The following is a 25,108-nucleotide window of genomic DNA, read 5'->3' on the forward strand; positions in this document are numbered from 1 at the left end:
CCGGTGGTCCCTGGCTCGCGCCCCGTCGGCGGGCCACCCTGGGCACGGCGACGGCGCCCCGCCGTCGGAGCACCTCGGAGGAACCATGCAGTACACGACCCTCGGCACCACCGGAATCCGCATCCCGCGCCTGTGCGTGGGAGGCATGAGCTTCGGCGAGCCCTTCCCGGACTTCCACCAGTGGGTCATCGACCAGCCCGCCACCCAGGCCGTCATCGCCCGGGCCCTCGAGCTCGGCGTCAACTTCATCGACACCGCCAACGTCTACGCCCACGGCACCTCCGAGCAGTTCATCGGCCAGTCGCTGCGCAACCTCGGTGTCCCGCGCGAGGACGTCGTCCTGGCCTCGAAGGTCTTCTTCAACGAGGGCGGCCTGTCCGCCCAGGCCATCGAGCGGGAGATCACCGGCACCCTGGAGCGTCTGGGAACCGACTACCTCGACCTCTACATCATCCACCGCTTCGACTACAACACCCCGGTGGAGGAGACGATGCAGGCCCTGCACCGCCTCGTGGTCGACGGGCGTGTGCGCGCCCTGGGGGCCAGCGCCATGTACGGATACCAGCTGCACACCATGCAGGTCGTCGCCGACGCGCACGGCTGGACGCGGTTCGCCAGCATGCAGAATCACTACAACCTCCTGTACCGCGAGGACGAGCGCGACCTCATCCCCGTGTGCGAGCAGTACGGCATGAGCCTGACGCCCTACAGCCCGCTCGCCTCCGGCCACCTCACCCGCCCCCAGTGGGACTCCGACTCCGTGCGCTCGACGACGGACAGCACGATGAAGGCCAAGTACGACCACGCCCGCGAGCTCGACATGCCCGTCATCGAGCGGGTCGCGAAGGTCGCCGCGGACCACGACGTGCCCATGGCGGACGTGGCGCTCGCCTGGCACTGGGCCAAGGGCGTCGCCGCTCCCCTCGTCGGCTGCTCGCGGCCCGGCCGCGTCGACGACGCCGTGCGTGCGCTCGACCTGGAGCTGAGCGGTGAGGAGGTTGCCTTCCTCGAGGAGCCCTACCGGGCGCACGACGTCGTCGGGGCACTGCCGCGCCCCTGACACGCGCGAGCTCGAGGGTTGTGCACCGAGTACGAGGGCTGGATCCTCGAACTCGACACACAACCCTCGAACTCGGTGATGGGGACGTGGCGTCGCGGGTGCGTGGGGCAGCGGCGTCCGTCCCCGCCTCAGATGGTGGCGCGCGCCCTCGTGCGTCCCACCACCATGGCCACGACGGTGATCGCCACCGCGAACATCAGGCACAGCCCGCAGTCCGCCAGCAACGGGGCCAGGTGCTCCCGCGACATCGACTCGGCGGTGGCCGCCCCGGTGATCGCCTCCTGCGCCCAGTAGCCGGGGGTGAGGCGGGCCACCGCGGTCATGGCGTCGGGCAGGAGCGTGAGCGGTACCCACGCGCCGGCGAGGAAGGACATCGCCATGCCTCCGATGTTGCCGATCGCGTCGGCCCACTGCGTGCTCAGACCGAGCTGGCCGATGAGGAAGCCGATCGAGACCGCCACCGCCGTGTACACCAGCACGGCCAAGGCCACGACCGCCAACCGCGGGGCGGCGCCGATGACGTCGTCGGGCGTGAACACGTTCAGCCCCAGGCTCATGATCCACACCCAGTCGAGCAGACCCAGCACGCCGCAGGCCGCCAGCAGCCCCAGGCTGCGCGAGTGCGAGGGCGTCGGTGACGCCGTCGTGCGCGCCAGCACCGGCCGTGCCCGCAGGGAGGACATGAGGATCGAGATGGCGACTACCGCGTACACCAGGATCGGGTAGGTGGAGAACCGGATGAAGAGCGGGAAGCTCTCGGGAAGAGGCGCCGCGGTGGGGGCGATGAGCTCGGCGGAACCCCGGGCCGTCATCGACTCGGCGGCCAGGGCGACGGCCTCGGCCGGGTCGTCGGCGAGTACCTTGAGGTAGTCCGCCACCTGACCCAGGTACGTGCCCGTGCGCTCATCCATGAGGGAACCGGCCACCGAGGAGTAGGAGATGACGGTCTCCAGCGTCGGCGGTGCCTCGCCGCTCTCGACAGCCCGCACCAGCTGGGCCTCGTAGCCCTCGGGGATGATGACGATGTACTCGACCCGGCCGTTAGCGGTGGCGTCCTGGATGGCCCGGCGCGAGTCCTCCACCGAGGTCGGGTTGCCGACCTGCTCGAGGTAGGCGGTCAGCCCCTCGGAGACGGCGGAGTGGTCCCGGTCGATGACGGCGACCCTGGCGGTGGCCGTCGTCAGCTCGGCCGCGCTCGGCTGCTGGACCGACAGGCCCGTGATCACGCCGATCATGGACAGCATGATGAGGTAAATGAGGATGTGGAGCCGGTGCCCCAGCACGATCCTCAACGCAGTCCTGAACGTGCTCATGAGCTCATCCTCCTCAGGCGCAGCAGGGCCACGACGCCGAGGACGGCCGCCATGGCGAGCATGGTGAGGCAGCCCTGGACGAAGGGTCCGAGAGTGTCGTAGTAGATCAGTGAGTGGAAGGTGCGGGTGCACTGCCACAGCGGGTTGAGCCTGGCCAGCACGGGCACGGTGTCCTCGACCGCCCGGCTCAGCTCCTGGGTCGCCTGCCCGAACAGCCCGGTGAACAGGGACAGCAGGGCGGTCAGGCCCGCGACGCTGCCCGAGCTCACCTTGGTCGTGCCCAGCACGGCCCCGCCCATGCACGCCATGAGGGCGCCGACGGCGATGACCACCACCCCGAGTGCGAAACGGGGACCGAAGTTCACCCCGACGACCCAGCGCATGAAGGCGTAGGCGACCACCAGGCACACGAAGATGCAGACCCAGGCGGCCGCAAGGATGCCGGCCAGGACCCGCCAGCGCGGCAATGCGGCGAGCGTGCGTCGTGCCCCCAGAGCCCCCGAGGAGACCGTGACGGCGCGGGCGGCCAGCAGGGACAGGTTCATCCCCATGCCGCAGGCGAAGGCCAACAGCGACAGGTAGTAGGGCGTGTCCAGCGCCCCGGGCACCTGGGACACGACCAGCTCGGTGGTCCAGGTGCGCGACTGGCCCAGCGTGCCCGCGCTGGCGGCCACGTTCTCCAGGAGGGCCAGATCCTCGGGGTCGGGCTGCTCGCCGGCGCTCGCGGCCGCGGCGACCCGGTCACCAGCGGCGGTCGCCTCCGTCTCGATGGCCCTGCCCTCGGCCTGGCCCTGCGCGAAGGAGTCCATCACCGCGCGCAGGATGGTGGAGGAGGCGATGGAGGAGGCGTCGGAGCCACCCTTGGCGGTGAGCCTGAGGACGGGCTCACCGTCCTGGACGACGATGTAGCCGACGGTGTCGCCGTTGAGGGCAGCGGCCTCGGCCTGGGCCTCCGTGGATGTGGCGACCGGGTCGATGAGGTGCAGGCCCTCGCCGTCGGAGCGCTCACCGGAGGCGGTGGACACGGAGTCGATGAGCGCGTCGAGCCCGGTGACCTGCTCGTAGGCGGCGTCCTCGACGACCCCCAGCCGCAGCGGGTTGATCGCTTCGGAGTTGTGAATGCTGGAGAACATGCCCATGAAGATGAGCGACATGATGACGGGGAAGGCCAGGGTCCACAGCAGGAGCACGGGGTCGCGCAGGTAGGCCAGGACCTGGTAGCGGAAGACGGAGCCCATCTCAGGCCTCGTCCCCGCCCAGGTCGCGCAGCTCGCGGCCGGTGATCTCCAGGAACACGTCGTTGAGAGTGGGGGGCTGGCTCGTGACGTGCCCGATGGTGACGTCGGCCTCGGCCAGCAGCGCCAGGACGTCGGAGGTGTTGTGGGCGCCCCTGGTGCACTCGACGGTGAGGACGCCGTCCTCATAGGTGACGGTGCGGGCGTGCTCAAGACACCGCAGGCGCTCAAGCAGCTCCTCGCCCAGCGCCGGGGCGCCGGTGGAGCCCGCGGCCTTCTGCGCCGCCTCGGCCTCCCCAGTGCCGGCGGCCCCGGGGGCGCCGACGGCGACCACCTGGATGCGGATGCGCTCGCCGGTGCCGATCATCGCCTTGAGCTCATCGGCGGTGCCGGCGGCGACCTGCTGCCCGCGGTCGATGATGACGATGCGGTGGCACAGCTGCTCGACCTCCTCCATGTAGTGGCTCGTGTAGATGATCGTCGTGCCGGCCTCGTTGAGACGGCGGATCCCGTCGAGGATCGAGTCGCGGCTCTGCGGGTCGACGGCGACCGTCGGCTCGTCGAGGATGAGGATCTCGGGGCGGTGGGCGATGCCGCAGGCGATGTTGAGGCGCCGCAGCAGGCCCCCGGACAGCTTCTTGGGGCGGAAGCGCCGGAACTTCTCCAGGCCGACGAAGGCGATGGTCTCCTCGACGAGACGGCGTCGCGTCGCACCGTCGGAGACGTACAGGGCGCAGAAGGCGTCGATGTTCTCGGCCACGGTGAGCTCGTCGTAGACGGCCACCTCCTGGGGGACGATGCCGATGCGGCGCTTGAGACCGTAGGAGGTGGCGGACATCGGCTCGCCCAGGACCTCGATCTCGCCCTTGTCGTAGGTCAGCAGCTGCAGCAGGCAGTTGATCGTCGTCGTCTTGCCCGAGCCGTTGGGGCCCAGGAGCCCGAGGATCTCACCACGGGGGATCGTCAGGCTCAGGCCGTCGACGGCGACGAGCTCGCCGTAGCGCTTGACCAGGCCAGTGATGGCGACGGCGGGCGCGGCGCCGGCGGGTGGGGACGGGCGGGCCCCGGAGGCAGCGGTGTCAGTCATGGCAGACATGCTCCCGGCCGGGGCTCGGGCGGCGGAAGTGCCTGCTGTCATGAGCGGGCGGGACGCACCCATGACGGTTGTCATGGGTCCCCTCCGACGAGCAGTGCCGCCGGGCGCCGTCGTTGTACCAGCGCGTCCGGATCACGGATCATCGGCCCCGTGAGAGTGCTCGGGGACCAGGCGGTGCTGCTGGCCGTGTGCACCGGCCTCATGCTGCTGGGACACACGGCTGACGCCGACGGCGCTGTGGCCCTGGCCTGGCTGCTCGCCGCCGTCATCGCCGCCGGGACGCACCGCCTCGTCGAGACGGGGCGCGGCCCGGGGCCGGCTGCGAGCCGGGACGCGGCGGTGGGGGCGCCAGTGGCGCTGGCCTGGGAGCGGCCCGTGCTCGCCCTGGTGCCCTGTGTGCTGTACCTCCTCGTCGGCTGCCTGAGCCCCGCCTCGCTGGCGGGTGCCTCGCTGGTCGTCTACGGGCCCGCCCGGGTGCAGGTGAGGGGGCCGGCGGGAACCCGGGGACGCAGGGCCGCGCGCCTCCTCGGGCTGCTGGCCACCGCCTGCCTCGCCGTCGGCCTGGCCCGTGCGGCTGCCCTCGCGGGCGGCGGGGCCTGGGCGCCTGCCGCCCTCGTCCTCGGGCCGCTCACCACCGCCGTCCTGGCCGCGCTGCTGGCCGTGCGCACGGCCCAGGCCGATGCCACCCTGTCGGATCTGCACTGCCTGCGCGACGACCTCCTGGAGAAGATCACGGCCCTGTCGACATCCCGCGCCCGCCTGCGCTCCGCCCAGGACGCCGAGAACCGGGCCGCGGTGCTCGACGAGCGCACCCGCATCGCCCGCGACATCCACGACGGCGTCGGTCACCAGCTCACGCGGCTGCTCTTCCAGGTCCGGGCCCTTGAGGTCACCCACCGCGACGAGCCCGCCGTCGTCAGCGAGCTGGAGACCATCGGGGCGGGCGTCGGGCAGGCCCTGGACACCATGCGCTCCTCCGTCCACGCGCTCGCCGACGACGCCGAGGACCTGGCCACCGGGCTGCACGTGCTGGCCGTGCGCGGCCCGGTGCCGAATGTCGCGGTGACGTGCCAGGTGGGGCCGGAGCTGCCCGCGCAGGTCTCACGCTGTCTCGTCGCCGTCGTGCGCGAGGCCTTGACGAACGCGGCCCGGCACGGGCAGGCCCGCCAGGCGATCGTGAGCGTCGTCGAGTACCCGGGGTTCTGGCAGGCCCAGGTCACCAACGACGGCCTGCCGCCCATGCCGTCGGGCGTGGTCGACGGGCGCGCCCGGGAGGGGATGGGCCTGCGTTCGATGCGTGAGCGCGTCGAGGCCCTGGGCGGCACCCTGCGGATCATCCCCTCCCCACGCTTCAAGGTCCTGGCCACCGTCCCCAGGCCCAGCAGTTCCGCCACCACCCCGAAGGAGCCCCGTTGAAGGTCCTCATCGTCGACGACGACGCCCTCGTCGCCCAGTCCCTCGCCACGATCCTGTCCGCGGAGCAGGACGTCGACGTCGTCGGGACGGGGTCGAGCGGCCCGCAGGCCGTCGCACGGTACCGCGAGCTCGCGCCCGACGTGCTCCTCATGGACATCCGGATGCCCGGGGGCGACGGGCTGAGCGCCGCCGAGGAGGTGCTCGGCGAGGACCCCTCCGCCAAGATCGTGTTCCTCACCACCTTCTCCGACGACGAGTACATCGCCCGGGCCCTGGCCATGGGCGCGCGCGGCTACCTCATCAAGCAGGACATCGCCCAGATCGCCCCGGCGTTGCGCGGTGTCATGGCGGGCATGAGCGTCCTGGAGGGGCAGGTGCTCGCCCGCGGCGTGGCTGCCCGCGGTGGCGCCGGTGCAGCCGGGAACGCGGGGGCGGACCCGGCGGCCGCCGTGCGCCACGCGCTGCGCACGGGTGTCTTCGCGGCCCTGACGGAGCGCGAGTTCGAGGTCGTCGAGGCCGTCGCCGAGGGGCTGGGCAACACCGAGGTCGCCGACCGGCTCGCCATGAGTGAGGGAACCGTGCGCAACCACATCTCCTCGTGCCTGGCGAAGTTGGGGCTGCGCAACCGCACCCAGCTCGCCGTCGCCTGGTACCGCGCCGGCCGCGCCTGAGCGCCCCGCCCCCTCCGCCGTCGCCCCGCCCCCCCTCCGCCGTCGTCGAACTTATCGGGTTGCGCTCGAAAGTACGGCAGAACGCCGTACGCTCGCGCGCAAAACGATGAGGTGGGCGGGGCGGCGTGGATCGGGCGGGCGGGGGACGACGAGGGCGCCTCCGGCGAGGTCTGGAACACCCCGTAGCCGAGCACCGGCATCTCGACGCCGGTGGTGAGGGTGCGTGTGGGGACGGTCGGTGCGGTGGACACGTGCGTTGTGCTCCCGGCTCGGTGCTGGCTCGAGTGGGTCAGCAGGACATGCCTGAGGACATGCCGGTACCGGAGATGAGGTTGGTCAGGGGCGCAGTCCCGCCGCCCAGGCGGCGACCTCAGAGGCGCTCACGTTCTCAGCGAACCGCTTCCCCTCCTGCCAGTCCCCAGTGCCGGCCAGCTCAGCGAGCTCTGTCGCGCTCGCACCGATGGGGGAGGACTGCGACGTGCAGAACGGGATCACGGTCTTTCCCGCGAAGTCGTTGCCGGTCACGAATCCGGTCATGGCCCAGGATGCACCGCCCCACCAGATCGGGTAGCCGATGACGACGGTGTCGTAGCTCGCCCAGCTCTCCGGAGTGGTGCGCACCAGTGTGTTGCTGCGCCGGTCGGGGTTGTCATGCTCGGTGGTGACGCGACTGCTGTCGTTCCTCCAGTCGAGGTCATCCTCGGTGTAGGCACTGGTGGGCGTGATGACGAAGACCTCGGCTCCGAGCGCCTGCGCGATGGCTTCGGCGACGGTCCGAGTGTGCCCCTGAGCGGAGTAGTAGGCGACCAGGACGGAACCGCCTGGCGAAGCTGCGGTTGTCGCCTCACTGCCGGAGGTCGTGGGGGATGTCGTCGCTGCGGCCGCCGTCGTGCTGGATGTCGATCCGGCGGAGTCCGAGCGTTCCACGCCGCAGGCAGCGAGCACGGCTCCTGTCACGGTGGTGGCCAGAGCGCCCGCCGTCACCACGAAGGTCCTTCGAGTGGAGTCCGGCTTGGGCGCGGGGCTCAGGTGTGAAGACTGGTTCAGCATGAGGTGTTCTTTCTCGTTCGCGGATGTTGACAACGTGGGACGCCCCGACGTGCGGTTCAGGTGACGAGGCGGGTGGCACGGCGATACGGGCATCAGACGGCGGACAGGGCCTCCTGGATGAAGGCGTCGTACTCCTCGACCCAGCCGCCCTCGGCACCGAAACCGTGCGGCCACCCGTCGAGCACACGGGCGTGGATCGTGGTGCCACGTCCGGCCATGACCTCGACCTGCGCCTCGAACTGGTTGTAGAAGGGGTCGCGGGTGCCGTAGCAGTAGTAGGTCGGCACCGCCCCGGACAGACGCTCCGGGTCGACCTCGGCCACCGACAGACGGCCGTAGAAGGAGTAGATCATCGCGGTGGCGGCGACGTCGGCGCTGACCCGGTCCAGCACGTCGGGCGCGTAAGCCGGGTCCAGGCTGGAGGGGGAGGTGGTGCCCGCCCAGTGCAGGACGGCCTCGCCGCACAGGATGCCTCCGGCCGAGTAACCGCCCAGCGCGATGTGCTCCGGGCTCGGCAGGCCGTAGCCACTGGCGTGAGCACGCACGAAACGAATGGCGCGGGCCAAGTCTGTGCCCGCCTCGGCCTGCGTGTACGGCCGCACCCGGTAGTCGACGACGAAGCACTGGTAGCCGAGCGCCGACAAGCGCTCCGCCGTCGGGAAGCAGTCGGAGTTGTCCCCGCGCAGGGCGAAGGCCCCGCCCGCGCACAGCAGCACCGCGCCCCTGACCGTGGCGCCGGACGCGGGCACGCTCGTGATGGTCGGGCGGAAACCCGCAGGGTCGTACCCGCTGGACGTCGCCGTCGTGACGGATGGAACGTCGCCCTCGTCCCACAGGAAGAGGCACTGGCGCCGTCCGGGGTCCACGTCCGCCGCCGCGACTGTCCCCTCAACCTGCGCGGAGCCGGGGCTGACGTGGCGGAAGTCGACGTCGTCGAAGGAGGGGACCTCGAGATCGGTGACCAGCTCGCGCACCCCCGACATGGGGCTCGGGGAGACGACGGTGCTGGTCTCCGGCCCGTTCGCGCAGGCCCCCAGCGCGCTGGCCGCAGCCCACGCGCCGGCCCCGCGGCCGAGTGCTCGACGGCTCATCATGCGTGTGAGTCCTCTCTCATCGAGTGCGTCCTGGGTTGTCGATCTGCGCCTGCCAGAATCCGGCGGCGTCCTCGATCCACCCCTGTGCGATGGTTCCGACCCCGAGGCCGAAACCGTGGGGCAGACCGTCGTAGGCGTGGAACTCGGTGGGTGTGCCCGTCGCTGAGATGGCGTCCATGCGTGCCCGCATGGTCCGCCAGGAGGCGATCCCGTCCGCGGTCCCGACGCAGGCGTAGGTGGGAGGCTCTGCGCCGGACACGTCCGAGTGCCCCGTGTACTGCAGGACGACGGCGGCGGGGCCGGGCAGGTCGTCGCCCCCGAACCGGGCGGGACCGTAGGAGCCCAGGTAGGCGGCCAGGCGCGCACCCGCGGACCCGCCCCACAGTGAGTAGTACTCGGGGTCGACACCAAGCTCATCGGCGCGGGCGTGGATGAAGGACACGGCGCGGGCAAGGTCCTCACAGCCGCTCCGGGCATCAGGCCGGTACTGCAGCGCGAAGGCGGTGTACCCGTGGCGCGAGAGCCACAGGGCGTGCGGCATGGAGTCGTGGATGGAGGCCACGTAGGCGAATCCGCCACCGGCGCAGCAGATGGCCGCACGCGCCCTGCTGCCCTCCGGCATGCCCTGGGCGGGGAAGACGAACAGGCCGGTGTCGGCCAGTGCGGGGTACGCGGTCTTCTCAGCGTCGGTGTAGATGGAGTGGAAGACCGTCTGGCCGGACTCGCGGCGGGCCAGGAGGTCACGGATGATGTCCACCGTGGTGGAGGTGTCGACGTGCGAGTACCACGGGAGCAGGTCGGCGACGTCGGCGAGAGTGTCGTCCTCGCCGGGCGAACGCATGATGGTGGGGAACAGGAACTGGCCGTAGTCCTCCAGCAGGGGGCTGGCGGCGACGTCGGCGATCAGGGTGTCGGCGCCGATGCTCTCAGAGCCCATCGTTGTCCTTCCCGTTGTGCGCTCGGACCCGGGGGACGGTGCTGCGGGGCTCGTAGGAGTGGGGGAGCAGCCGAGGACCGCAAGCGCTGCCACTGGTGCGCAGGCGAGGAGGCTGCGTCTGGTTGGGCGCACCATGGGGCTCCTCTCATCTGCGGTTCTGTTGCGGCGGCGGTGCCTCGCCGCCGCCCCGCCCGTCCCTGCCCCCTCGAACTCATCGTTCTACGCTCGAAAGTACGGTGAAGCACCGTACGTTCGCGCGCAAAACGATGAGATGGAGGTGAAGGCGGGCGGGCAGGGGCGGGGCGGGCACTCAGTAGAGCGCGGCACCGCCCAGCTGCTGCTTCTTGACCAGCTCGCCCAGCAGCCACCGGACCGTCGTCGGGTCGTAGTGGTCAAAGATGCGCGGGAAGGACGGGTCATCGAGCGCGGCGAAGGCTGCCTTGTCGGCGTCCGTCAGCTCGAAGTCGAAGACGTCGAGGTTCTCCTCCATGCGCTCGCGGCGCACCGTCTTGGGAATGACGATGACGTCCTTGTCCATGAGGGCGCGCAGGATGACCTGACCGGCCGTCTTGCCGTGCCGGGCGCCGATCTCGGTCAGGACCGGGTTGGCGAAGATGTTGTTCTGGCCCTCGGCGAAGGGTGCCCAGGCCTCGTGTGCGATACCCAGGTCGGACAGGACCCGGTGCGCCTCGTCCTGCTGCCGGAAGGGGTGCGTCTCGATCTGGTTGACGGCCGGCGGCACCTCGGCCAGCAGGGCGACGTCGATGACCCGCTCGAGGTAGAAGTTGGACACGCCGATGGCTCGGAGCCTGCCGTCCGCGTAAGCCTCCTCCAGGGCGCGCCAGGCGCCCGGGTAGTCCCCCCAGGCCTGGTGCAGCAGCATGAGGTCGAGGTAGTCGGTGCCCAGCAGACGCAGGGACTCGTCGATGGAGGCGCGGGCGCGCTCATAGCTCATGTTTGACACCCAGATCTTGGAGGTGATGAACACGTCCTCGCGGGCCACGCCCGAGTCGCGCACGCCCTGACCGACACCCTCCTCATTACCGTAGGCCTGGGCGGTGTCGATGAGCCGGTAGCCGACCTCGAGGGCTTCGCGCACGTGGGTGGCGGTCTGCTGGAGCGGGGTCTGGAAGACGCCGTAGCCGAGCACCGGCATCTCGACGCCGTTGTTGAGGGTTGTGGTGGGGATGGTGGTCATGGTGCCTCCGGTATGGTCGGTCAGGGGCCGCGACGGCGCGGCGCTCAGCGCTGCTGGGAGTAGTCGTTGTGGGTGAGGACGAAGGCCGGCGCCTCGTCGGGGACCTCGTAGTAGGGGGCCTGCTCGATGGCGCTGATCGCGGCGATCTCCTCGTCGGTCAGCGCGACGTTGAGGGCGGCCAGGTTCTCGGCCATGTGGGTCGGGTTGAGGGTCTTGGGGAAGACGACGACGCCCTCGGCGACCTCCCACGCGAGCACGACCTGTGCGGGGGACGCGCCCGCGCGCTCAGCGGCGGCGACGATCGCGGGCTCCTCAAGAAGGGTCTTGTCGCCGTGGCCCAGCGGGTACCAGCCCTCGTAGACGATGCCCGTGTCAGCCAGCTTGGTGCGGATCTCGTGCTGGTTCTGGCGCGGGTTGATGAGAATCTGGTTGACCGCCGGGGTGATGGTGGCGACGTCGAGGATCTGACGGACCTTGGCGGCGTTGAAGTTCGACAGGCCGATGGAGCGGACCTTGCCCGCCTCGACGGCCTCCTCCATCGCCCTCCAGCCGGAGACGTACTCGCCGTAGGGCTGGTGGAAGAGCAGCAGGTCGAGATAGTCCAGGCCCAGGCGCTCCAGGGTGGCGTCGATGTCCGCGCCGCACTGGGCGTAGGGGTAGGACTGGGGGAAGAGCTTGGAGGTGATGAACAGCTCCTCGCGGGTGACGACGCCGTCGGCGATGGCCTCGCGCACGACCTCGCCGACGGCGACCTCGTTGAAGTAGGCGTTGGCGGTGTCGATGTGGCGGTAGCCGAGGTCGATGGCCTGGCGCAGGTGGGTACGGACCTCGTCGGAGGTCATCTGGAAGACGCCGTAACCGAGCGCGGGGATCGTCCTGCCGTTGTTCATGGTGAAGCTGGGAATCGTGGTCATGTCTTCTCCTGCGGGTCGGCCGGGCTGCTCATGCACCACCCGGCGTCGGGTGACGCTGTGGAGGTCTAGTCTGCCGCTGGACCCTGGGCCTGTTAAATGCCAGTATCGACGGCACTTATGCTTCAGGCGCATAAGAACGAGCCCGGGGAAGGTGCCGTGGACCTGGAGAGTCTCAGGCTGTTGGAGGCCGTTGCCCGGCTCGGCACCATCACGGCCGCGGCCGCCGAGCTGCACGTGTCCCAGCCGGCGCTCTCGCGCTCGCTCGCCCGGCTCGAGAGCGAGCTCGGCCACCCGCTCTTCGACCGTCCCGGCAGGCGCCTCGTGCTCAACGCGGCCGGCAGGGCCGCCCTGGTGCACGCCGAGGCGATCCTGCGCGAGGAGCGGGCCATGCGCCTGGCCGTCGACGACGTCGTGCGCCGCTCCAGCGCGCTCAGGGTCGGCACGGTGGCTCCGGCGCCCCTGTGGCGGTTGACCGCGCTCACGGTGGAGCGCTTTCCCGGGCGGCTGCTGACCTCCTCGTCGTTGACCGAGCTGGAGGTGGAGTCCGGGGTGCTCGACGGCTCCCTCGACCTGGGGATCGCGCTGCGTCCCCACACCTTGCCGACGGTCGGCTCCACCCGGCTCATGGTCGAGAACCTGTCCGTGTGCCTGCCGTCCGGCCACCCACTGGCCGGACGGGCCGGGCTCAGTGCCCGAGAGCTCGACGGCGAGACCTTCCTCCTGCTCGAGGGCATCGGCTTCTGGCGGGACGTGTGCGACGAGCTCTTCCCCTCCTCACAGCTCGTGGTCCAGCAGGACCGCAGCGTCTTCGAGCAGCTGGCGGCGACGAGCGACCTCGCCTTCTTCGTCACCGACGCGCCCTCCTTGTCCCTCGGTGGGGCAGACCGGGCGGTGGTGCCGATCCGGGACGCGGCCGCGCACGCGACCTTCTACCTCCTGTGCCGCGAGGGCGCGCGGGCGCAGGCGCGCGAGGTCTTCGAGTGGGTGCGCACGCGCTGAGCGGCACCGTCGTCGCCACTGTCTCCACTCTTGCCACTGTCGCCGCCGTCGTCGCAGCCACCGTCTGGCTCTTCTCGGGCTCCTCGAACTCCTCGGTTTGCGCGCGAGGTCCCTGGGAGTTTGCCGTACGTTCGAGAGCAAACCGAGGAGGTGGGTGGGAGAGGGGCGGAGGAGAGGCAGGGGCTGGCGCTTTTTTGTACCGGGCGGTAAGATAATCTGCGTCGCCGGTCACAGCGTCCAGCCATACCCCTGTGGCCCGGCAGCACCCGCAGCAACGACGGCGAAGGAGCCAGACGTGGAACAGTTCGAGATCGACCACCTCGCGACCGTGAGGGCCGCCGCCCCCGAGTCCATGGTCCTGCTCAGGAGCGACGGCAGCTTCCCGCTCGCCGCCCCCTGCCGCATCGACGCCTACGGCACCGGTGTGCGCCGCACCGTCAAGGGCGGCACTGGCTCCGGCGACGTCAACTCCCGCCACGTCGTCGGCGTCGAGGAGGGCCTGGCCCGGGCCGGCTTCGAGGTCACCACCGCCGCCTGGCTCGACGCCTACGACGCCCTCGCCGACGCCGAGTACCAGGCCTTCGTCGCCGACATCAAGACCAGGGCCAAGGCCGCCGGCGTGCCCCCCATCTTCTTCGGCATGGGCGCCGTCGTCCCCGCCCCCACCATCGACCTGCCCCTCGACGGCGACGGCGACGTCGCCGTCTACGTCGTCTCCCGCGACTCCGGCGAGGGCGCCGACCGCCGGCCCGTGCCCGGCGACGTCATGCTCACCGACTCCGAGGTCCGCGACATCCTCGCCCTCGAGGCCGCCGACAAGCCCTTCCTCCTCGTCCTCAACGTCGGCGGGCCCGTCGACCTCAGCCCCGTCAAGGACGTCGCCAACATCCTCGTCCTGTCCCAGCTCGGCGCCGTCACCGGCGACGCCTTCGCCGACGTCCTGCTCGGCAAGGCCTACCCCTCCGGCCACCTCGCCACCACCTGGGCCGCCTGGGAGGACTACCCCGCCGTCGGCACCTTCGGCGAGAACGACGACACCGAGTACCGCGAGGGCCTCTACGTCGGCTACCGCTACCTCGACTCCGTCGGCTCCCAGCCCCTCTTCGCCTTCGGGCACGGCCTGGGCTGGACCACCTTCGCGATCGGCGAGGCCACCGCCGCCATCGAGGCCTCCACCGTCACCGTCACCGTCCCGGTCACCAACACCGGCACCCACCCCGGCAAGGAGGTCGTCCAGGTCTACGTCTCCGTCCCCGCCGGCGACCTCGACCAGCCCTACCAGGCCCTCGCCGGCTTCACCAAGACCGCCGAGCTGGCCCCCGGCGCCGGCGCCGGGGTCTCCGTCTCCTTCGACCTGGCCGATCTCGCCTCCTACGACGAGGCCACGGCCGCCACCGTCCTCGAGGCCGGCGACTACGTCGTGCGCGTGGGCACCTCCAGCCGCGCCACCCGCCCCGCCGCCGTCGTCACCCTCGACGAGACCGCCGTCGTGCGCCGCCTCCACGACGTTCTCGGCGACCCCGGCTTCACCGACTGGCGCCCCGAGGCACCCACCGCCGTCGAGGTCCCCGCCGGTGCTCCGCGCCTGGCCGTCGCCGCCGCGGACCTGCGCCGCGAGGACACCCAGGACGCCGTCGACCTGAGCGAGGAGCTGGCCTTCGTGCGCGCCTTGAGCGACGACGACCTCACCTACCTCGTCCTGGGCGACTACGCCGAGGCCGCCGACAAGCAGTCCATCATCGGCCAGGCCGCCTCCAGCCTCATCGGCGCCGCGGGCCAGTCCACCACCCGCGTCGAGGGCGTGCCGCCCCTCGTCCTGCCCGACGGCCCCGCCGGCCTGCGCCTGACCCCCCAGGTCGGCGTCGACGAGCGCGGCGCCTTCCCGCTCGGCAACGCCTTCGGCGGGCTCATGGGCGACCTCATGGACGAGGAGTCCCTCGCCGCCCTGGGCGTCGTCGAGGAGCCCCGCACCCCGCAGTCCACCTACGAGCAGTACACGACGGCGATCCCGATCGGCACCGCCGTCGCCCAGACCTGGGACCCCGCCCTCGCGGCCGCCTACGGCGACCTCGTCGGCACCGAGATGGAGCACTTCGGGGCCCACCTGTGGCTCGCCCCCGCCTTCAACCTGCACCGCTCCATCCTGTGCGGACGCAACTTCGAGTACTTCTCCGAGGACCCGCTGCTCAGCGGCCGCATCGCCGCCGGCATCACCCGCGGCGTCCAGCAGCACCCGGGCCGCGGCGTCACCGTCAAGCACTTCGCCTTCAACAACCAGGAGACCAACCGCCTGAACTCCAACAGCAGGGTCTCCAAGCGCGCAGCCCGCGACCTGTACCTGCGCTCCTTCGAGATCTGCGTGCGCGAGGCCCAGCCGCACGGCCTCATGACCTCCTACAACCTCGTCAACGGCGTCCACACCTCCGAGTCCGCCGACCTGCTCGAGAAGGTCCTGCGCGAGGAGTGGGGCTACCAGGGGCTCGTCATGACCGACTGGGTCGTGCGCTCCATGACCCGCACCGACCTCAAGCACCCGCGCGCCGCCGCGGGCGCCACCGTCGCCGCCGGCAACGAGCTCTACATGCCCGCCTGCGAGGAGGACCGCCAGGACATCCTCGCCGCCCTCGCCGGCGGCTCCGAGTCCGGCGCCGCCCTCACCCGCGAGCGCCTGGAGCTGCAGGCCGCCCGCGTCGTGCGCATGGCCTGGAGGCTCGCCCGCTGAGACGCGCACGCGTGCCGCGCACCGTTCGCTTGCCACCCACTGACCGAGCACCGCTGACCACACACTGCTGACCGGAGACGACATGCCCCTGACCCCCGCTGCCCGCGAGACCTACTCCCGGCTCTTCGGCGCCGAGCCCGAGCCCAGCCCCACCGACCCCGAGCTCATGGAGACCCTCCAGAACCACATCTTCGGCGAGGTCTTCTCCGCCGGGGTCCTCACCGACGTCGAGCGCGAGCTGATCACCGTCACGTGCCTGGCCTCGATGCAGACGCTGCCGCAGCTGCGCGCCCACGTGGGCGCGGCCCTGGGCGCGGGCGCCACGCCCGAGCAGCTGCGCGAGACCCTCTACCAGTGCCAGCCCTACATCGGCTACCCCAAGACGCTCAACGCCGTCGCGGTCCTCAACGAGGTCCTCACCGAGCGCGGTGTCGCCCTGCCGCTGGAGCCCGCCGCCACGGTGGCCTACGAGGACCGCGAGGAGGCCGGCGCCGCCATCCAGCGGCCCCTCTACGGGGACGAGGTCAAGGAGGTCTTCGCGGGCCTGCCGGAGCCCTTCGACACCCAGGTCCCGCACCTGCTCACCGCCGTCGGCTTCGGCGAGGTCGAGTCTCGCGGGGTCCTCGACCTCTCCTTCCGCGAGCTCGTCAGCCTCGTCGCCATCGCCGCGCTCGGCGCCGCTGTCCAGCTGCGTCCTCACGTGGCCGGGGCGGTGAGGGCCGGCAACACCCTGCAGAAGGTCGCCGCCGCCCTGGTCCAGGCAATGCCCTACATCGGCGGGCCCTACGCGCTCAGTGGCCTCGTCCTCGTCGCCGGCTACGAGGAGGGGGCGTCCGCCGAGGCCTACCGCTGAGCAGGGTGGGGCCGCCGCCCCGCGGCTTGCCGGAGAGCCTGAGGCCCCTGGTCTCAGTCCCCGACCAGGGGCGCTGACTACCATGGGACACAGCCCCGAACCCGCCTCCAGGAGGCCCCCGTGCTCGCCAAGCTCGCCTCACTCGTCGTCGACCACCGCCGCGTCGTCGTCGCCCTCCTGGCCGTCCTCACGGCCGCCACCGCCCTGCTCGTCCCGCGCGTCGGCGTCATCACCGATCAGCGCGAGTTCCTGCCCGACGACTCCCAGATGCGCGCCGGCATGCGGGTGATGGAGGACGAGTGGGGCCAGGAGGAGGCCACGGCGAGCGTGCGCGTCATGGTCACCGGCCCCGCCACCGAGACGGACCGCGCCGCCGTCGCCGACCAGCTCGCCGCCATCGATGGGGTCACCGACGTCGACTTCGCCGAGGATGAGCACCACGTCGCCCAGGTCGACGGCGCCACCGCCTCCCTCTACACCCTGAGCATCGACGGGGACTACGACTCCGAGGCCTACGTCCGGGTCGCCGACGCCCTCGAGGCCCAGGAGGCCTCCGGCCTCGTGTGGAGCACCGACAACCCCTCCAACGCCTCCCAGGTGCCCCTGTGGATCCTCGTGGCCGCCGTCGCCATGGCCGTCGTCATCCTCATGCTCATGTGCGCCTCCTGGATCGAGCCGCTGCTCTTCCTCGTGACCGTCGGGGTCGCCGTCGTCATCAACATGGGCACCAACGTCATCCAGGGGCAGATCTCCGACGTCTCCAGCTCCATCGCCGGCATTCTGCAGATGGTGCTGTCGATGGACTACTCAATCATCCTCGCCAACCGCTACCGCCAGGAGCGAGCGGCCCAGCGGGCCACCGGCACCGACGCCGAGGCCGGTGCCACCACCACCGCCATGAAGGCCGCCCTGGCCAAGGCCTTCACCGCCGTGTCCTCGGCCTCGCTCACCACCTTCGTCGGCCTGCTCATGCTCACGCTCATGAGCTTCCGCATCGGTGAGGACCTGGGCATCGTGCTCGCCAAGGGCGTGCTCATCTCCCTGCTGTGCGTCCTGACCCTCCTGCCCGCGCTGCTCATCTGGTGCGACGGCCTCATCACCCGCACCGCCAAGCCCTTCCTCGAGCCGCACCTGGGCGGCCTCGCCCGGGCCGAGCACCGGGGACGGTGGGCGATCACGGCGGTTTTCGTCGTCCTGCTCGCCGGTGCCGGCCTCGCCCAGGGCCAGGTCACCACCGCCTACACGCTCGAGCGCGATGACGCCGTCGCCGAGGTCTTCGCCAAGGACAACCAGGTGGTCCTCGTCTACGCCAACGAGGACGAGGCCGCCGCCACCGCCCTCGGCGAGCAGCTCGCCGCCGACGATGACAGCCGGGTCCGCTCCGTCCAGGGCTACGGCACCACCCTCGGCGCCCCGCTCACCGCCCAGCAGATGCAGGCCTCCCTCACCGCCCAGGCGGGCCAGTCCGACGGTGCCCCCGCCCTGGACGCGCAGTCCCTCGCCCTCATCTACTACCGCTACCACGGCGGCGAGGCCGGCACGATGAGCGTCAATGACCTCGCCGCCTACGTCACCGAGCTGCAAGCCGCCCAGGCGGAGGGCGCCGCCGGGGGGCAGGCGCCGCCGTCGGCCCTGACGCAGGAGGACGCCGCCGCCCTGGCCGGGCTGTCCCAGCTCGGCGACGCCGCAGCCGCCGGCCTCATCGACCCCGCCCTGCTCACGGCGCCGCTCACCCCCGAGGAGATGGCCGCCACCCTCACCCGCATCCAGGTCTTGCAGGCCCAGGCCGCCGCGGCCCAGCAGGGCACGGTCCTGGACGAGGCGAGCGCCGCCGCCACGGTCGGGCCGGGCGTCGACGCCGCCACCCTCGAGATGCTCTACCTCAACCGGGCGGCCGCCACCTCATCGGACCCCGCCTGGACGATGAGCACCGACGAGCTGCTCACCTACGTCACCTCCACCGTGCTCGCGGACCCCGCCTACGCCGATCTCGTGAGCCAGGAGCAGGCCGATGCGCTCACCGCGGCCAAGGAGCAGGCCGACGCGGCCCGCGCCGAGCTCGTCGGCCAGAGCCGCTCGCGCATGGTCATCACCACCGGGTACCCGGAGGAGAGCCCCGAGACGAGCGCCTTCATCGAGGACCTCACCGCCCGGGCCGACGACGCGCTCAGCGCCCCGCACTGGACCATCGGCTCCTCCGTCATGGTCCAGGAGATGCGGTCCGGCTTCGCCTCGGAGAACCTGCGCATCGCCCTGCTGACGGCGCTGGCGATCTTCGTCATCGTCGCCCTCACCTTCCGCTCGCTCGCCGTGCCGGCGATCCTCGTCCTGCTCGTTGAGTGCGGCGTGCTCGTGACCGTCGCCGCCTCCGGCCTGGTGGCGGGCTCCATGTACTACCTGGCGATGCTCGTCGTGCAGTGTATCCTCATGGGCGCCACCATCGACTACGCCATCGTGCTGACGACCTACTACCGCCAGCACCGGCGCACTGAGGACGTCATCGACTCCCTCAAGGGCGCCTACGACGGGGCCATCCACACGATCCTCACCAGCGGTCTCATCATGGTCCTCGTCACCGGTGTCCTCGGCTGGCTCTTCGAGAACCCGACCGTCGGCCAGATCTGCCAGACGATCTCCGTCGGCGCGCTCAGCGCGGTCCTGCTCATCGTCCTCGTCCTGCCGGCCCTGCTGGCGGTCAGCGACCGGTGGGTGAGGGGGCGCTGAGGGCATGGCTGTCACGATCCAGGCCATTGCCCCGTCCTGACGCGACGTAGCGCCGAGGCGCCCGCGGAGTCACGCGGCATGGCAGCGCGCTGGGCGGGTGGGGCAGCGGCAATGGCCTGGATCGTGACACTGACGCAGCAGGCGCGCCGGTCAGACCTCGAGGTCGCCCAGGACCTGCCGCGGGGCGGTGAGGGCCTCGGCGTACTCGACGGCGCGGGCGGCCAGCGCGTCGTCGGAGATGCTCATGGTCCCGGCGGTGACGAAGGGGCGCAGGAAGGTGGTGCCGATGAGGTTGCTCGTCGCCTGCAGGGGACGCAGCAGCTCGGCCACCTCGTAGCGGTAGGCGCCGTCGCGGCGGTACCTGTCCGCCCCGGCGCCCGGGGAGACCGCCACCAGCAGCTCCTTGCCGTGCAGGGCCGTGCCCCTCGAGCCGTAGGCCCAGCCCCAGGTGAGGACGTCGTCCTGCCACTGCTTGAGCAGGGCGGGCGTGGAGTACCAGTACATGGGGAACTGCAGGACGATCCGGTCCGCGGCCTCGAGGACGGCCTGCTCGGCGGCCACGTCGATGCGGAAGTCCGGGTAGAGGTCGTAGAGGTGGCGCACCTGGACGCCGGCGGCCTGGGCGGAGGCGGCGAGGGCGGCGTTGACGCGCGAGGTGCTGCGGTGCGGGTGGAAGACGAGGACGGTGGTGGTCATGGTGCTGATGGTGCTCCGGGTCTCAGGTGCGGCTGTCACGATCCAGGCCATTGTCCCTCGGTCTGGCGGCCCGGCGCTCAGCCGACCGTGGAACCACGTGGGGCAGCGGCGCGCGCGACGGCTGGGGCAGCGCCAATGGCCTGGATCGTGACACGAGGGCCGTGCCCCGTAGGATCCACGCAGGACTGCCACCAGGAGGAGGACCCCGTGCGCACCGTCACCACCGCCTACGACTCGCCGCTCGGGCCCATGACGCTCGCCGCGGGGCAGGGCCTGCCCGACGGCGACGCCCTCACCGGCTGCTGGTTCGACGGCCAGCGCCACGACCGGGCCGGGCTGAACGAGGACGCGGCCGCCGGCACGCCGGACGAGGTGCCCGTCCTGGCCGAGGCCACCGCCTGGCTCGACGCCTACTTCGCCGGGCGCGACCCCGGCCCCCGCCCCGCCCTCGCCGCCCGGGGCACGCCCTTCCAACGGCTCGTGTGGGACGCGCTCCTGGCGGTCCCCGCAGGGCAGACCCGCACCTACGGCGAGCTGGCGCGCGCCCTCGAGGCCCGCACCGGACGGCGCACCTCCGCCCGGGCCGTCGGTGGGGCCGTCGCCCGCAACCCGGTGAGCGTCATCGTCCCTTGCCACCGCGTCCTCGGCGCCGACGGCTCCCTCACCGGCTACGCCGGCGGCGCAGAGCGCAAGGCGCACCTGCTGCGCCTCGAGGGCGCTGACCCCGGGCTGTGACCGGCCCGCGCCCCCTGACCGTGCTCACTGCGACATGCGCGCGATGACGCCGTCCTCGACCGTGAGACGGTAGACGCGCGAGTCCGCCGGCTCGCGCGTGCCCTCGCCGCCCAGGTGCGCGTAGGTGAAGGTCAGCGTGGTCTCGCCGTCGGCAACCGCCTCGAGCACCCACCAGGCGGTCCCCCCCCCGAGGCCGGACATCCCCTCGGGGTTGGGCTCCGGCGTGTACCCGGAGTCGACCTCGGCGAGCACGCCCTCGGGCTGCGCGGTGTAGCGCCACTTGAACGGGGTCGTGTTGTTCGCTCCCAGGCTGAGGCGCACCGCGGTCGCGTCGCTCGAGAGCTCGACCCCGGGGGCTGCGCCCACCCACGCGGTGGGCAGCGGGTCGGACGTGGGGGAGGGGGACGCCGGGCTCGCGCCCCGCCCACCGCCCGTGCCCTCGCTCCCGCAGGAGGTGAGCGTGAGCGCGGTGAGGACCGTGGCGCACAGGTGGCCCAGGCCACGGCGGTTGAGGTGGGTGGTCATGCGGCTCCTTCGACGGCGGGACGGCGTGCCCCAGCCTGCCCGAGGCCCGCGCCGGTCGGCGACGGGCTGCTCTCCCCACCGGGCGGGTGCTCGGTCTGCCCGTCCGCTGCGGGCTGAGCGCAGGGGCCACCGGCCCGCGCGCCCCCGTAGGCTGAGGAGCGCACCACTGACCCCACGGGAAGAGGCACTGTGCTCGAGCTGCGCTCCGTCACCAAGGCCTACCGCACGGCCTCCCTCACGCAGACCGCCCTCGACGGCGTGACGCTGGCCTTCCGGGACAACGAGTTCGTGGCCGTCCTGGGCCAGTCGGGCTCCGGCAAGACCACGATGCTCAACGTCATCGGCGGGCTCGACCACTTCGACTCCGGCGACCTCGTCATCGACGGCGTGTCCACGCACGACTACAAGGACCGGGACTGGGACACCTACCGCAACAACCGCATCGGCTTCGTCTTCCAGTCCTACAACCTCATCCCCCACCAGAGCGTCCTGGCCAACGTCGAGCTGGCGCTGACCCTCTCCGGCGTCCGGCGCGCCGAGCGCCGCCGTCGGGCCCTTGAGGCCCTGGAGCGGGTGGGGCTGGAGGACCACGTCCACAAGCGCCCCAACCAGCTCTCCGGCGGGCAGATGCAGCGCGTCGCCATCGCCCGCGCCCTCATCAACGACCCCGAGATCCTGCTGGCAGACGAGCCCACCGGCGCCCTCGACTCCGCCACCAGCGTCCAGGTCATGGACCTGCTGCGCGAGGTCGCCTCCGACCGCCTCGTCATCATGGTCACCCACAACCCGGAGCTCGCCCACGAGTACGCCACCCGCATCGTCGAGCTCGCGGACGGGCGGGTGCGCTCCGACTCGCGCCCCCTGGACCCCGCCACCGAGCCGGCCCGCGCCGCCAAGGAGCCGCGCCGCACCCGCATGGGCCCCCTGACGGCCCTCGCCCTGTCCTTCGACAACCTCATGACGAAGAAGGGCCGCACGGTCATGACCTCCTTCGCGGGGTCCATCGGCATCATCGGCATCGCGATGATCCTCGCCCTGGCCAACGGCGTCAACGCCTACATCGCCCGCACCGAGGAGGAGACCCTGGCCTCCTACCCCCTGAGCATCCAGGCCACCGGCTTCGACATGTCCTCGGTGCTCACCTCGCCGCCGTCGGACACCGAGCCCGCCACCGAGGGCACGGTCAGGACCCAGGCCGGCTTCACCGCGACGATGGGCTCGCAGACCAGCAACGACCTCACCTCCCTCAAGGCCTACCTCGACCGCGACGGCGGGGGCGTCAGCGCCCACACCAACGCCATCGAGTACACCTACGACATCGCCCCCCAGATCTACCGGGTGGACACCTCCGACGGCGTCGTCCAGCTCCACCCCGAGCAGGCCTTCGCCCAGATGGGCGCCGCGATGGGCGGGGCGGGCATGTTCTCCTCCCTCGTCTCGGTCGACGCCTTCCGCCAGCTGCCGGAGCAGTCCAGCCTGTACGAGTCCACCTACGACGTCGTGGCCGGACGCTGGCCCCAGGCGGCGGACGAGCTCGTGCTCGTCGTCCCCGAGTCCGGGCAGATCGAGGACGTCTACGAGTACACCCTCGGGCTGCGCGACCACGCCGAGCTGGACGAGCTCATGGCCGCCTACATGGCCGGGGAGGCCCCCGAGGACAGCGAGGGCCGCGGCGAGCAACGCAGCTACACCTACGCGCAGATCATCGGGCGCAGCTTCTCCCGGGTGGCCGCCAGCGACCGGTACACCTACGACGAGGCCTACGGGGTGTGGACGGACCGCTCCAAGGACACCGCCTTCATGCGTCAGGCGGTGGCCGACGGCGAGCGGCTGAGCATCGTCGGCGTCGTGCGCGCCAACGACGACTCCGCGCTGCTGGGTCAGGGCGTCTACTACACGCCCGCCCTCACCCACCTGGTCATGGAGGAGGCGGCCGCCTCCCAGGTGGTGCGCGACCAGATCGCCCGCCCCGGCACGGACGTCTTCACCGGCCGCACCTTCGAGGACCTGGCCTCCGGCGAGGGCGCCACCTCCTTCGACATGTCCTCCTTGTTCACCATCGACGGCGCGGCCCTCGAGGCGGCCTTCACCATCGACCCCACCGCCCTCCAGCTCGACCTGTCCGGCCTCGACCTGTCCGGCGTGGGCCCGGGATCCCTCGACCTCGCCGGCCTGGACATGTCCGGCATCGACATCTCCGCCCTGGACCTGTCCAGCGTGGGCGCGGTGGACATGAGCGGCGTGGACCTGTCCTCCCTCGACCTGTCCGACCTCACCACCCGCTACCCCCAGCTCGCCGAGGTCGACTACCAGACGATCATCACCCGGGCCCTGGCCGCCGACGGCGTCATCCGGCCCGACGCGGGCCAGAGCCTGTCCACCGCCGCTGTCGCCCTCCTGCAGGACCTCCTGCCCTGGGTCCAGGCCGAGATGCAGGCGGACCTGGCCGACACCACTGCCCCGGACCGCACCGTCGTCCAGCTCGTCACCGCCTACCTCGCGCAGCCCGCTGACCCGACCCAGCCCGACGGGCCGGACAAGGCCCAGCCCCTGCGCGACGCGGCCGCCTCCGCCATCGACACCTCAGTGCTCACCGAGCAGCTGCTGGCGGGACTGGGGCAGGACGAGGCCCTGTCCGCCGTCGCCACGGACGTCTCCCAGCAGGCCGCCACGGCCATCGGCACCCAGATCGCCACCCAGCTCGGCACCCAGCTGGCGGGCGCCGTCGGGGACCTGGTCTCGGGCTACGTGTCCACCACGATGACCACCGCCCTGACCCAGATGATGACCTCGGTCCAGACGGCCCTGGCGACCCAGATCGAGCAGGCGATGGGGCAGCTGGCCACCTCCATGGCCTCCGCCATGAGCATCGACGAGCAGGCCTTCGCGGCCGCCTTCCAGCCGAGCATGGACGAGCAGGACCTGGCGGCCCTCATGTCCACCCTCATGACGACGACGGTGCCCACCTATGAGGGCAACCTGGCCTCGCTGGGGTGGGCCGCCGTCGACTCGCCCAGCAAGATCGACATCTACCCCGCCTCCTTCGAGGACAAGGACGCGGTCAAGACCATCCTCGAGGACTACAACCAGGCGGCCGAGGCCGCCGGCGAGCAGGACCGCGTCATCACCTACTCGGACCTCGTGGGCACCCTCATGAGCTCGGTGACGCGCATCGTCAACGTCATCTCCTGGATGCTCATCGCCTTCGTCGCGATCTCGCTCGTGGTCTCGAGCATCATGATCGCGATCATCACCTACATCTCCGTCCTGGAGCGCAAGAAGGAGATCGGCGTGCTGCGGGCCATCGGCGCCTCGCGCTCGGACGTGCGGCACGTGTTCAACGCGGAGACGGTCATCGAGGGGCTGCTGGCGGGCCTGCTGGGCGTGGGGGTGACGGTGCTGCTGTCGGTGCCGGCCAACGCCCTGGTGGACGCGCGCTTCGGGGTCTACCCGATCGCCCACCTGCCGGTGACCGCCGGGGTCGTGCTCGTGCTCATCTCCGTGGGCCTGACGGTGCTGGCCGGCATCATCCCCTCGGGCAAGGCGGCCCGTGAGGACCCGGTGGAGGCGCTGCGCAGCGAGTGACGGCCGGTCGCGGGCCCGCTCATCGCCCCAGTGCCCCAGTGCGAGGCCGTCGGCGGCATCCGGTGCCGGGCTCGCCGTGCGGGTCGCACGCTCATGCGGGCAGGCGGTGGGCGCGATCCGCGGGATCCCGCCGTTTCCCGGCTCAGGCGTTTCGGGTCGTGCGGCTCCCACGTGCGTGCGTGTCACCCACGCACGTGGGAGCCACGGCAACCGGTTCCCGTGCCAGGACGCAAACCTTGAGATCCCAGTGAAAACCCCGGATCGCCAGAACCACATGCGTAACAT

Annotated in this window: 19 protein-coding genes; 9 read left to right on the plus strand and 10 right to left on the minus strand. The window is 71.5% G+C overall.

Going from position 1 to position 25,108, the window contains the following annotated elements; all coding sequences use genetic code 11:
• Positions 1-85: 85 nt before the first annotated feature.
• Positions 86-1,060, plus strand: a complete 975-nt coding sequence (locus H6X67_RS05710) for an aldo/keto reductase (protein WP_249367302.1) — start codon at positions 86-88, stop codon at positions 1,058-1,060.
• A gap of 128 nt (positions 1,061-1,188) precedes the next feature.
• On the opposite strand, the gene H6X67_RS05715 is transcribed toward H6X67_RS05710, so the two are convergent.
• Genes H6X67_RS05715 through H6X67_RS05725 form a run of 3 tightly spaced genes read right to left on the minus strand, consistent with a single transcriptional unit; the run spans position 1,189 to position 4,695 of the window.
• Positions 1,189-2,373, minus strand: coding sequence for an ABC transporter permease (locus tag H6X67_RS05715; RefSeq protein WP_249367301.1), 1,185 nt, complete (start codon positions 2,371-2,373; stop codon positions 1,189-1,191).
• Positions 2,370-3,611 carry an ABC transporter permease gene (locus H6X67_RS05720; protein WP_249367300.1) on the minus strand — a complete coding sequence of 414 codons (1,242 nt, stop codon included), beginning with the start codon at positions 3,609-3,611 and terminating at the stop codon, positions 2,370-2,372. Before H6X67_RS05720 ends, H6X67_RS05715 begins: the two co-directional genes overlap by 4 nt.
• A 1-nt stretch (position 3,612) precedes the next feature.
• A complete protein-coding gene (locus H6X67_RS05725) occupies positions 3,613-4,695 on the minus strand; it encodes an ABC transporter ATP-binding protein (RefSeq protein WP_249375310.1) in 1,083 nt (360 codons plus the stop codon).
• Positions 4,696-4,854: 159 nt separating this feature from the next.
• Between H6X67_RS05725 and H6X67_RS05730 the strand changes: the two genes are divergently transcribed.
• Together H6X67_RS05730 and H6X67_RS05735 are read left to right on the plus strand one after the other, a co-directional pair.
• The gene (locus tag H6X67_RS05730) at positions 4,855-6,120 is read left to right on the plus strand and encodes a sensor histidine kinase (protein ID WP_249369954.1); all 1,266 of its coding nucleotides are present in this window, start codon (positions 4,855-4,857) and stop codon (positions 6,118-6,120) included.
• Positions 6,117-6,791 carry a response regulator transcription factor gene (locus H6X67_RS05735; protein ID WP_249369956.1) on the plus strand — a complete coding sequence of 225 codons (675 nt, stop codon included), beginning with the start codon at positions 6,117-6,119 and terminating at the stop codon, positions 6,789-6,791. The genes H6X67_RS05730 and H6X67_RS05735 overlap by 4 nt, the downstream gene beginning before the upstream one ends.
• Positions 6,792-7,127: 336 nt before the next feature.
• Here H6X67_RS05735 and H6X67_RS05740 read toward each other — a convergent pair whose 3' ends face one another.
• The 5 genes from H6X67_RS05740 to H6X67_RS05760 all read right to left on the minus strand — a co-directional run bounded on the left by H6X67_RS05740 (position 7,128) and on the right by H6X67_RS05760 (position 11,984).
• On the minus strand, positions 7,128-7,841 hold the full coding sequence (locus tag H6X67_RS05740) for a flavodoxin (RefSeq protein ID WP_249369881.1): 714 nt from the start codon (positions 7,839-7,841) through the stop codon (positions 7,128-7,130).
• A 92-nt stretch (positions 7,842-7,933) separates the two neighbouring features.
• On the minus strand, positions 7,934-8,932 hold the full coding sequence (locus H6X67_RS05745; protein ID WP_249375403.1) for an alpha/beta hydrolase: 999 nt from the start codon (positions 8,930-8,932) through the stop codon (positions 7,934-7,936).
• A 19-nt stretch (positions 8,933-8,951) separates the two neighbouring features.
• Positions 8,952-9,872 carry an alpha/beta hydrolase gene (locus H6X67_RS05750; RefSeq protein WP_249369884.1) on the minus strand — a complete coding sequence of 307 codons (921 nt, stop codon included), beginning with the start codon at positions 9,870-9,872 and terminating at the stop codon, positions 8,952-8,954.
• A gap of 310 nt (positions 9,873-10,182) precedes the next feature.
• Positions 10,183-11,070 carry an aldo/keto reductase gene (locus H6X67_RS05755; protein WP_249368799.1) on the minus strand — a complete coding sequence of 296 codons (888 nt, stop codon included), beginning with the start codon at positions 11,068-11,070 and terminating at the stop codon, positions 10,183-10,185.
• A 44-nt stretch (positions 11,071-11,114) separates the two neighbouring features.
• Positions 11,115-11,984, minus strand: a complete 870-nt coding sequence (locus H6X67_RS05760) for an aldo/keto reductase (protein ID WP_249368800.1) — start codon at positions 11,982-11,984, stop codon at positions 11,115-11,117.
• A 156-nt stretch (positions 11,985-12,140) separates the two neighbouring features.
• Between H6X67_RS05760 and H6X67_RS05765 the strand changes: the two genes are divergently transcribed.
• The 4 genes from H6X67_RS05765 (at position 12,141) to H6X67_RS05780 (ending at position 19,282) form a co-directional block, all read left to right on the plus strand.
• Positions 12,141-12,983 (plus strand): LysR family transcriptional regulator, encoded by an 843-nt coding sequence (locus H6X67_RS05765; protein WP_249368801.1) that lies wholly within the window; start codon positions 12,141-12,143, stop codon positions 12,981-12,983.
• A 295-nt stretch (positions 12,984-13,278) separates the two neighbouring features.
• Positions 13,279-15,705, plus strand: coding sequence for a glycoside hydrolase family 3 N-terminal domain-containing protein (locus H6X67_RS05770; RefSeq protein ID WP_249368802.1), 2,427 nt, complete (start codon positions 13,279-13,281; stop codon positions 15,703-15,705).
• A gap of 82 nt (positions 15,706-15,787) precedes the next feature.
• Positions 15,788-16,558: a carboxymuconolactone decarboxylase family protein gene (locus tag H6X67_RS05775; protein ID WP_249368803.1), complete on the plus strand. Its 771-nt coding sequence runs from the start codon at positions 15,788-15,790 to the stop codon at positions 16,556-16,558.
• A 120-nt stretch (positions 16,559-16,678) separates the two neighbouring features.
• The gene (locus H6X67_RS05780) at positions 16,679-19,282 is read left to right on the plus strand and encodes an MMPL family transporter (protein ID WP_249368804.1); all 2,604 of its coding nucleotides are present in this window, start codon (positions 16,679-16,681) and stop codon (positions 19,280-19,282) included.
• Between the two features lie 150 nt (positions 19,283-19,432).
• Here H6X67_RS05780 and H6X67_RS05785 read toward each other — a convergent pair whose 3' ends face one another.
• Positions 19,433-19,978 carry an NAD(P)H-dependent oxidoreductase gene (locus tag H6X67_RS05785; protein ID WP_249368805.1) on the minus strand — a complete coding sequence of 182 codons (546 nt, stop codon included), beginning with the start codon at positions 19,976-19,978 and terminating at the stop codon, positions 19,433-19,435.
• 207 nt (positions 19,979-20,185) lie between these two features.
• Here H6X67_RS05785 and H6X67_RS05790 point away from each other — a divergent pair, with 207 nt between their 5' ends.
• Positions 20,186-20,713, plus strand: coding sequence for a methylated-DNA--[protein]-cysteine S-methyltransferase (locus H6X67_RS05790; protein ID WP_249368806.1), 528 nt, complete (start codon positions 20,186-20,188; stop codon positions 20,711-20,713).
• Positions 20,714-20,737: 24 nt separating this feature from the next.
• Here the strand turns inward: H6X67_RS05790 and H6X67_RS05795 are convergent, their stop codons facing one another.
• Entirely contained in the window at positions 20,738-21,238 is a 501-nt protein-coding gene (locus tag H6X67_RS05795; RefSeq protein WP_249368807.1) for a protease inhibitor I42 family protein, read from the minus strand.
• Between the two features lie 189 nt (positions 21,239-21,427).
• Between H6X67_RS05795 and H6X67_RS05800 the strand changes: the two genes are divergently transcribed.
• On the plus strand, positions 21,428-24,823 hold the full coding sequence (locus H6X67_RS05800; protein ID WP_249368808.1) for an ATP-binding cassette domain-containing protein: 3,396 nt from the start codon (positions 21,428-21,430) through the stop codon (positions 24,821-24,823).
• Positions 24,824-25,108 lie beyond the last annotated feature (285 nt).

Source organism: Actinomyces sp. AC-20-1, assembly GCF_023369555.1.
Taxonomy (GTDB): domain Bacteria; phylum Actinomycetota; class Actinomycetes; order Actinomycetales; family Actinomycetaceae; genus Actinomyces.

Bases quoted from the DNA above. Each gene is read 5' to 3' on its own strand.
- H6X67_RS05750 (WP_249369884.1), bottom strand. From the start codon at position 9,872: ATGGGCTCTGAGAGCATCGGCGCCGACACCCTGATCGCCGACGTCGCC.
- H6X67_RS05715 (WP_249367301.1), bottom strand. From the start codon at position 2,373: ATGAGCACGTTCAGGACTGCGTTGAGGATCGTGCTGGGGCACCGGCTC.
- H6X67_RS05740 (WP_249369881.1), bottom strand. From the start codon at position 7,841: ATGCTGAACCAGTCTTCACACCTGAGCCCCGCGCCCAAGCCGGACTCC.
- H6X67_RS05745 (WP_249375403.1), bottom strand. From the start codon at position 8,932: ATGAGCCGTCGAGCACTCGGCCGCGGGGCCGGCGCGTGGGCTGCGGCC.
- H6X67_RS05760 (WP_249368800.1), bottom strand. From the start codon at position 11,984: ATGACCACGATTCCCAGCTTCACCATGAACAACGGCAGGACGATCCCC.
- H6X67_RS05755 (WP_249368799.1), bottom strand. From the start codon at position 11,070: ATGACCACCATCCCCACCACAACCCTCAACAACGGCGTCGAGATGCCG.
- H6X67_RS05710 (WP_249367302.1), top strand. From the start codon at position 86: ATGCAGTACACGACCCTCGGCACCACCGGAATCCGCATCCCGCGCCTG.
- H6X67_RS05720 (WP_249367300.1), bottom strand. From the start codon at position 3,611: ATGGGCTCCGTCTTCCGCTACCAGGTCCTGGCCTACCTGCGCGACCCC.
- H6X67_RS05785 (WP_249368805.1), bottom strand. From the start codon at position 19,978: ATGACCACCACCGTCCTCGTCTTCCACCCGCACCGCAGCACCTCGCGC.
- H6X67_RS05725 (WP_249375310.1), bottom strand. From the start codon at position 4,695: ATGACTGACACCGCTGCCTCCGGGGCCCGCCCGTCCCCACCCGCCGGC.
- H6X67_RS05775 (WP_249368803.1), top strand. From the start codon at position 15,788: ATGCCCCTGACCCCCGCTGCCCGCGAGACCTACTCCCGGCTCTTCGGC.
- H6X67_RS05795 (WP_249368807.1), bottom strand. From the start codon at position 21,238: ATGACCACCCACCTCAACCGCCGTGGCCTGGGCCACCTGTGCGCCACG.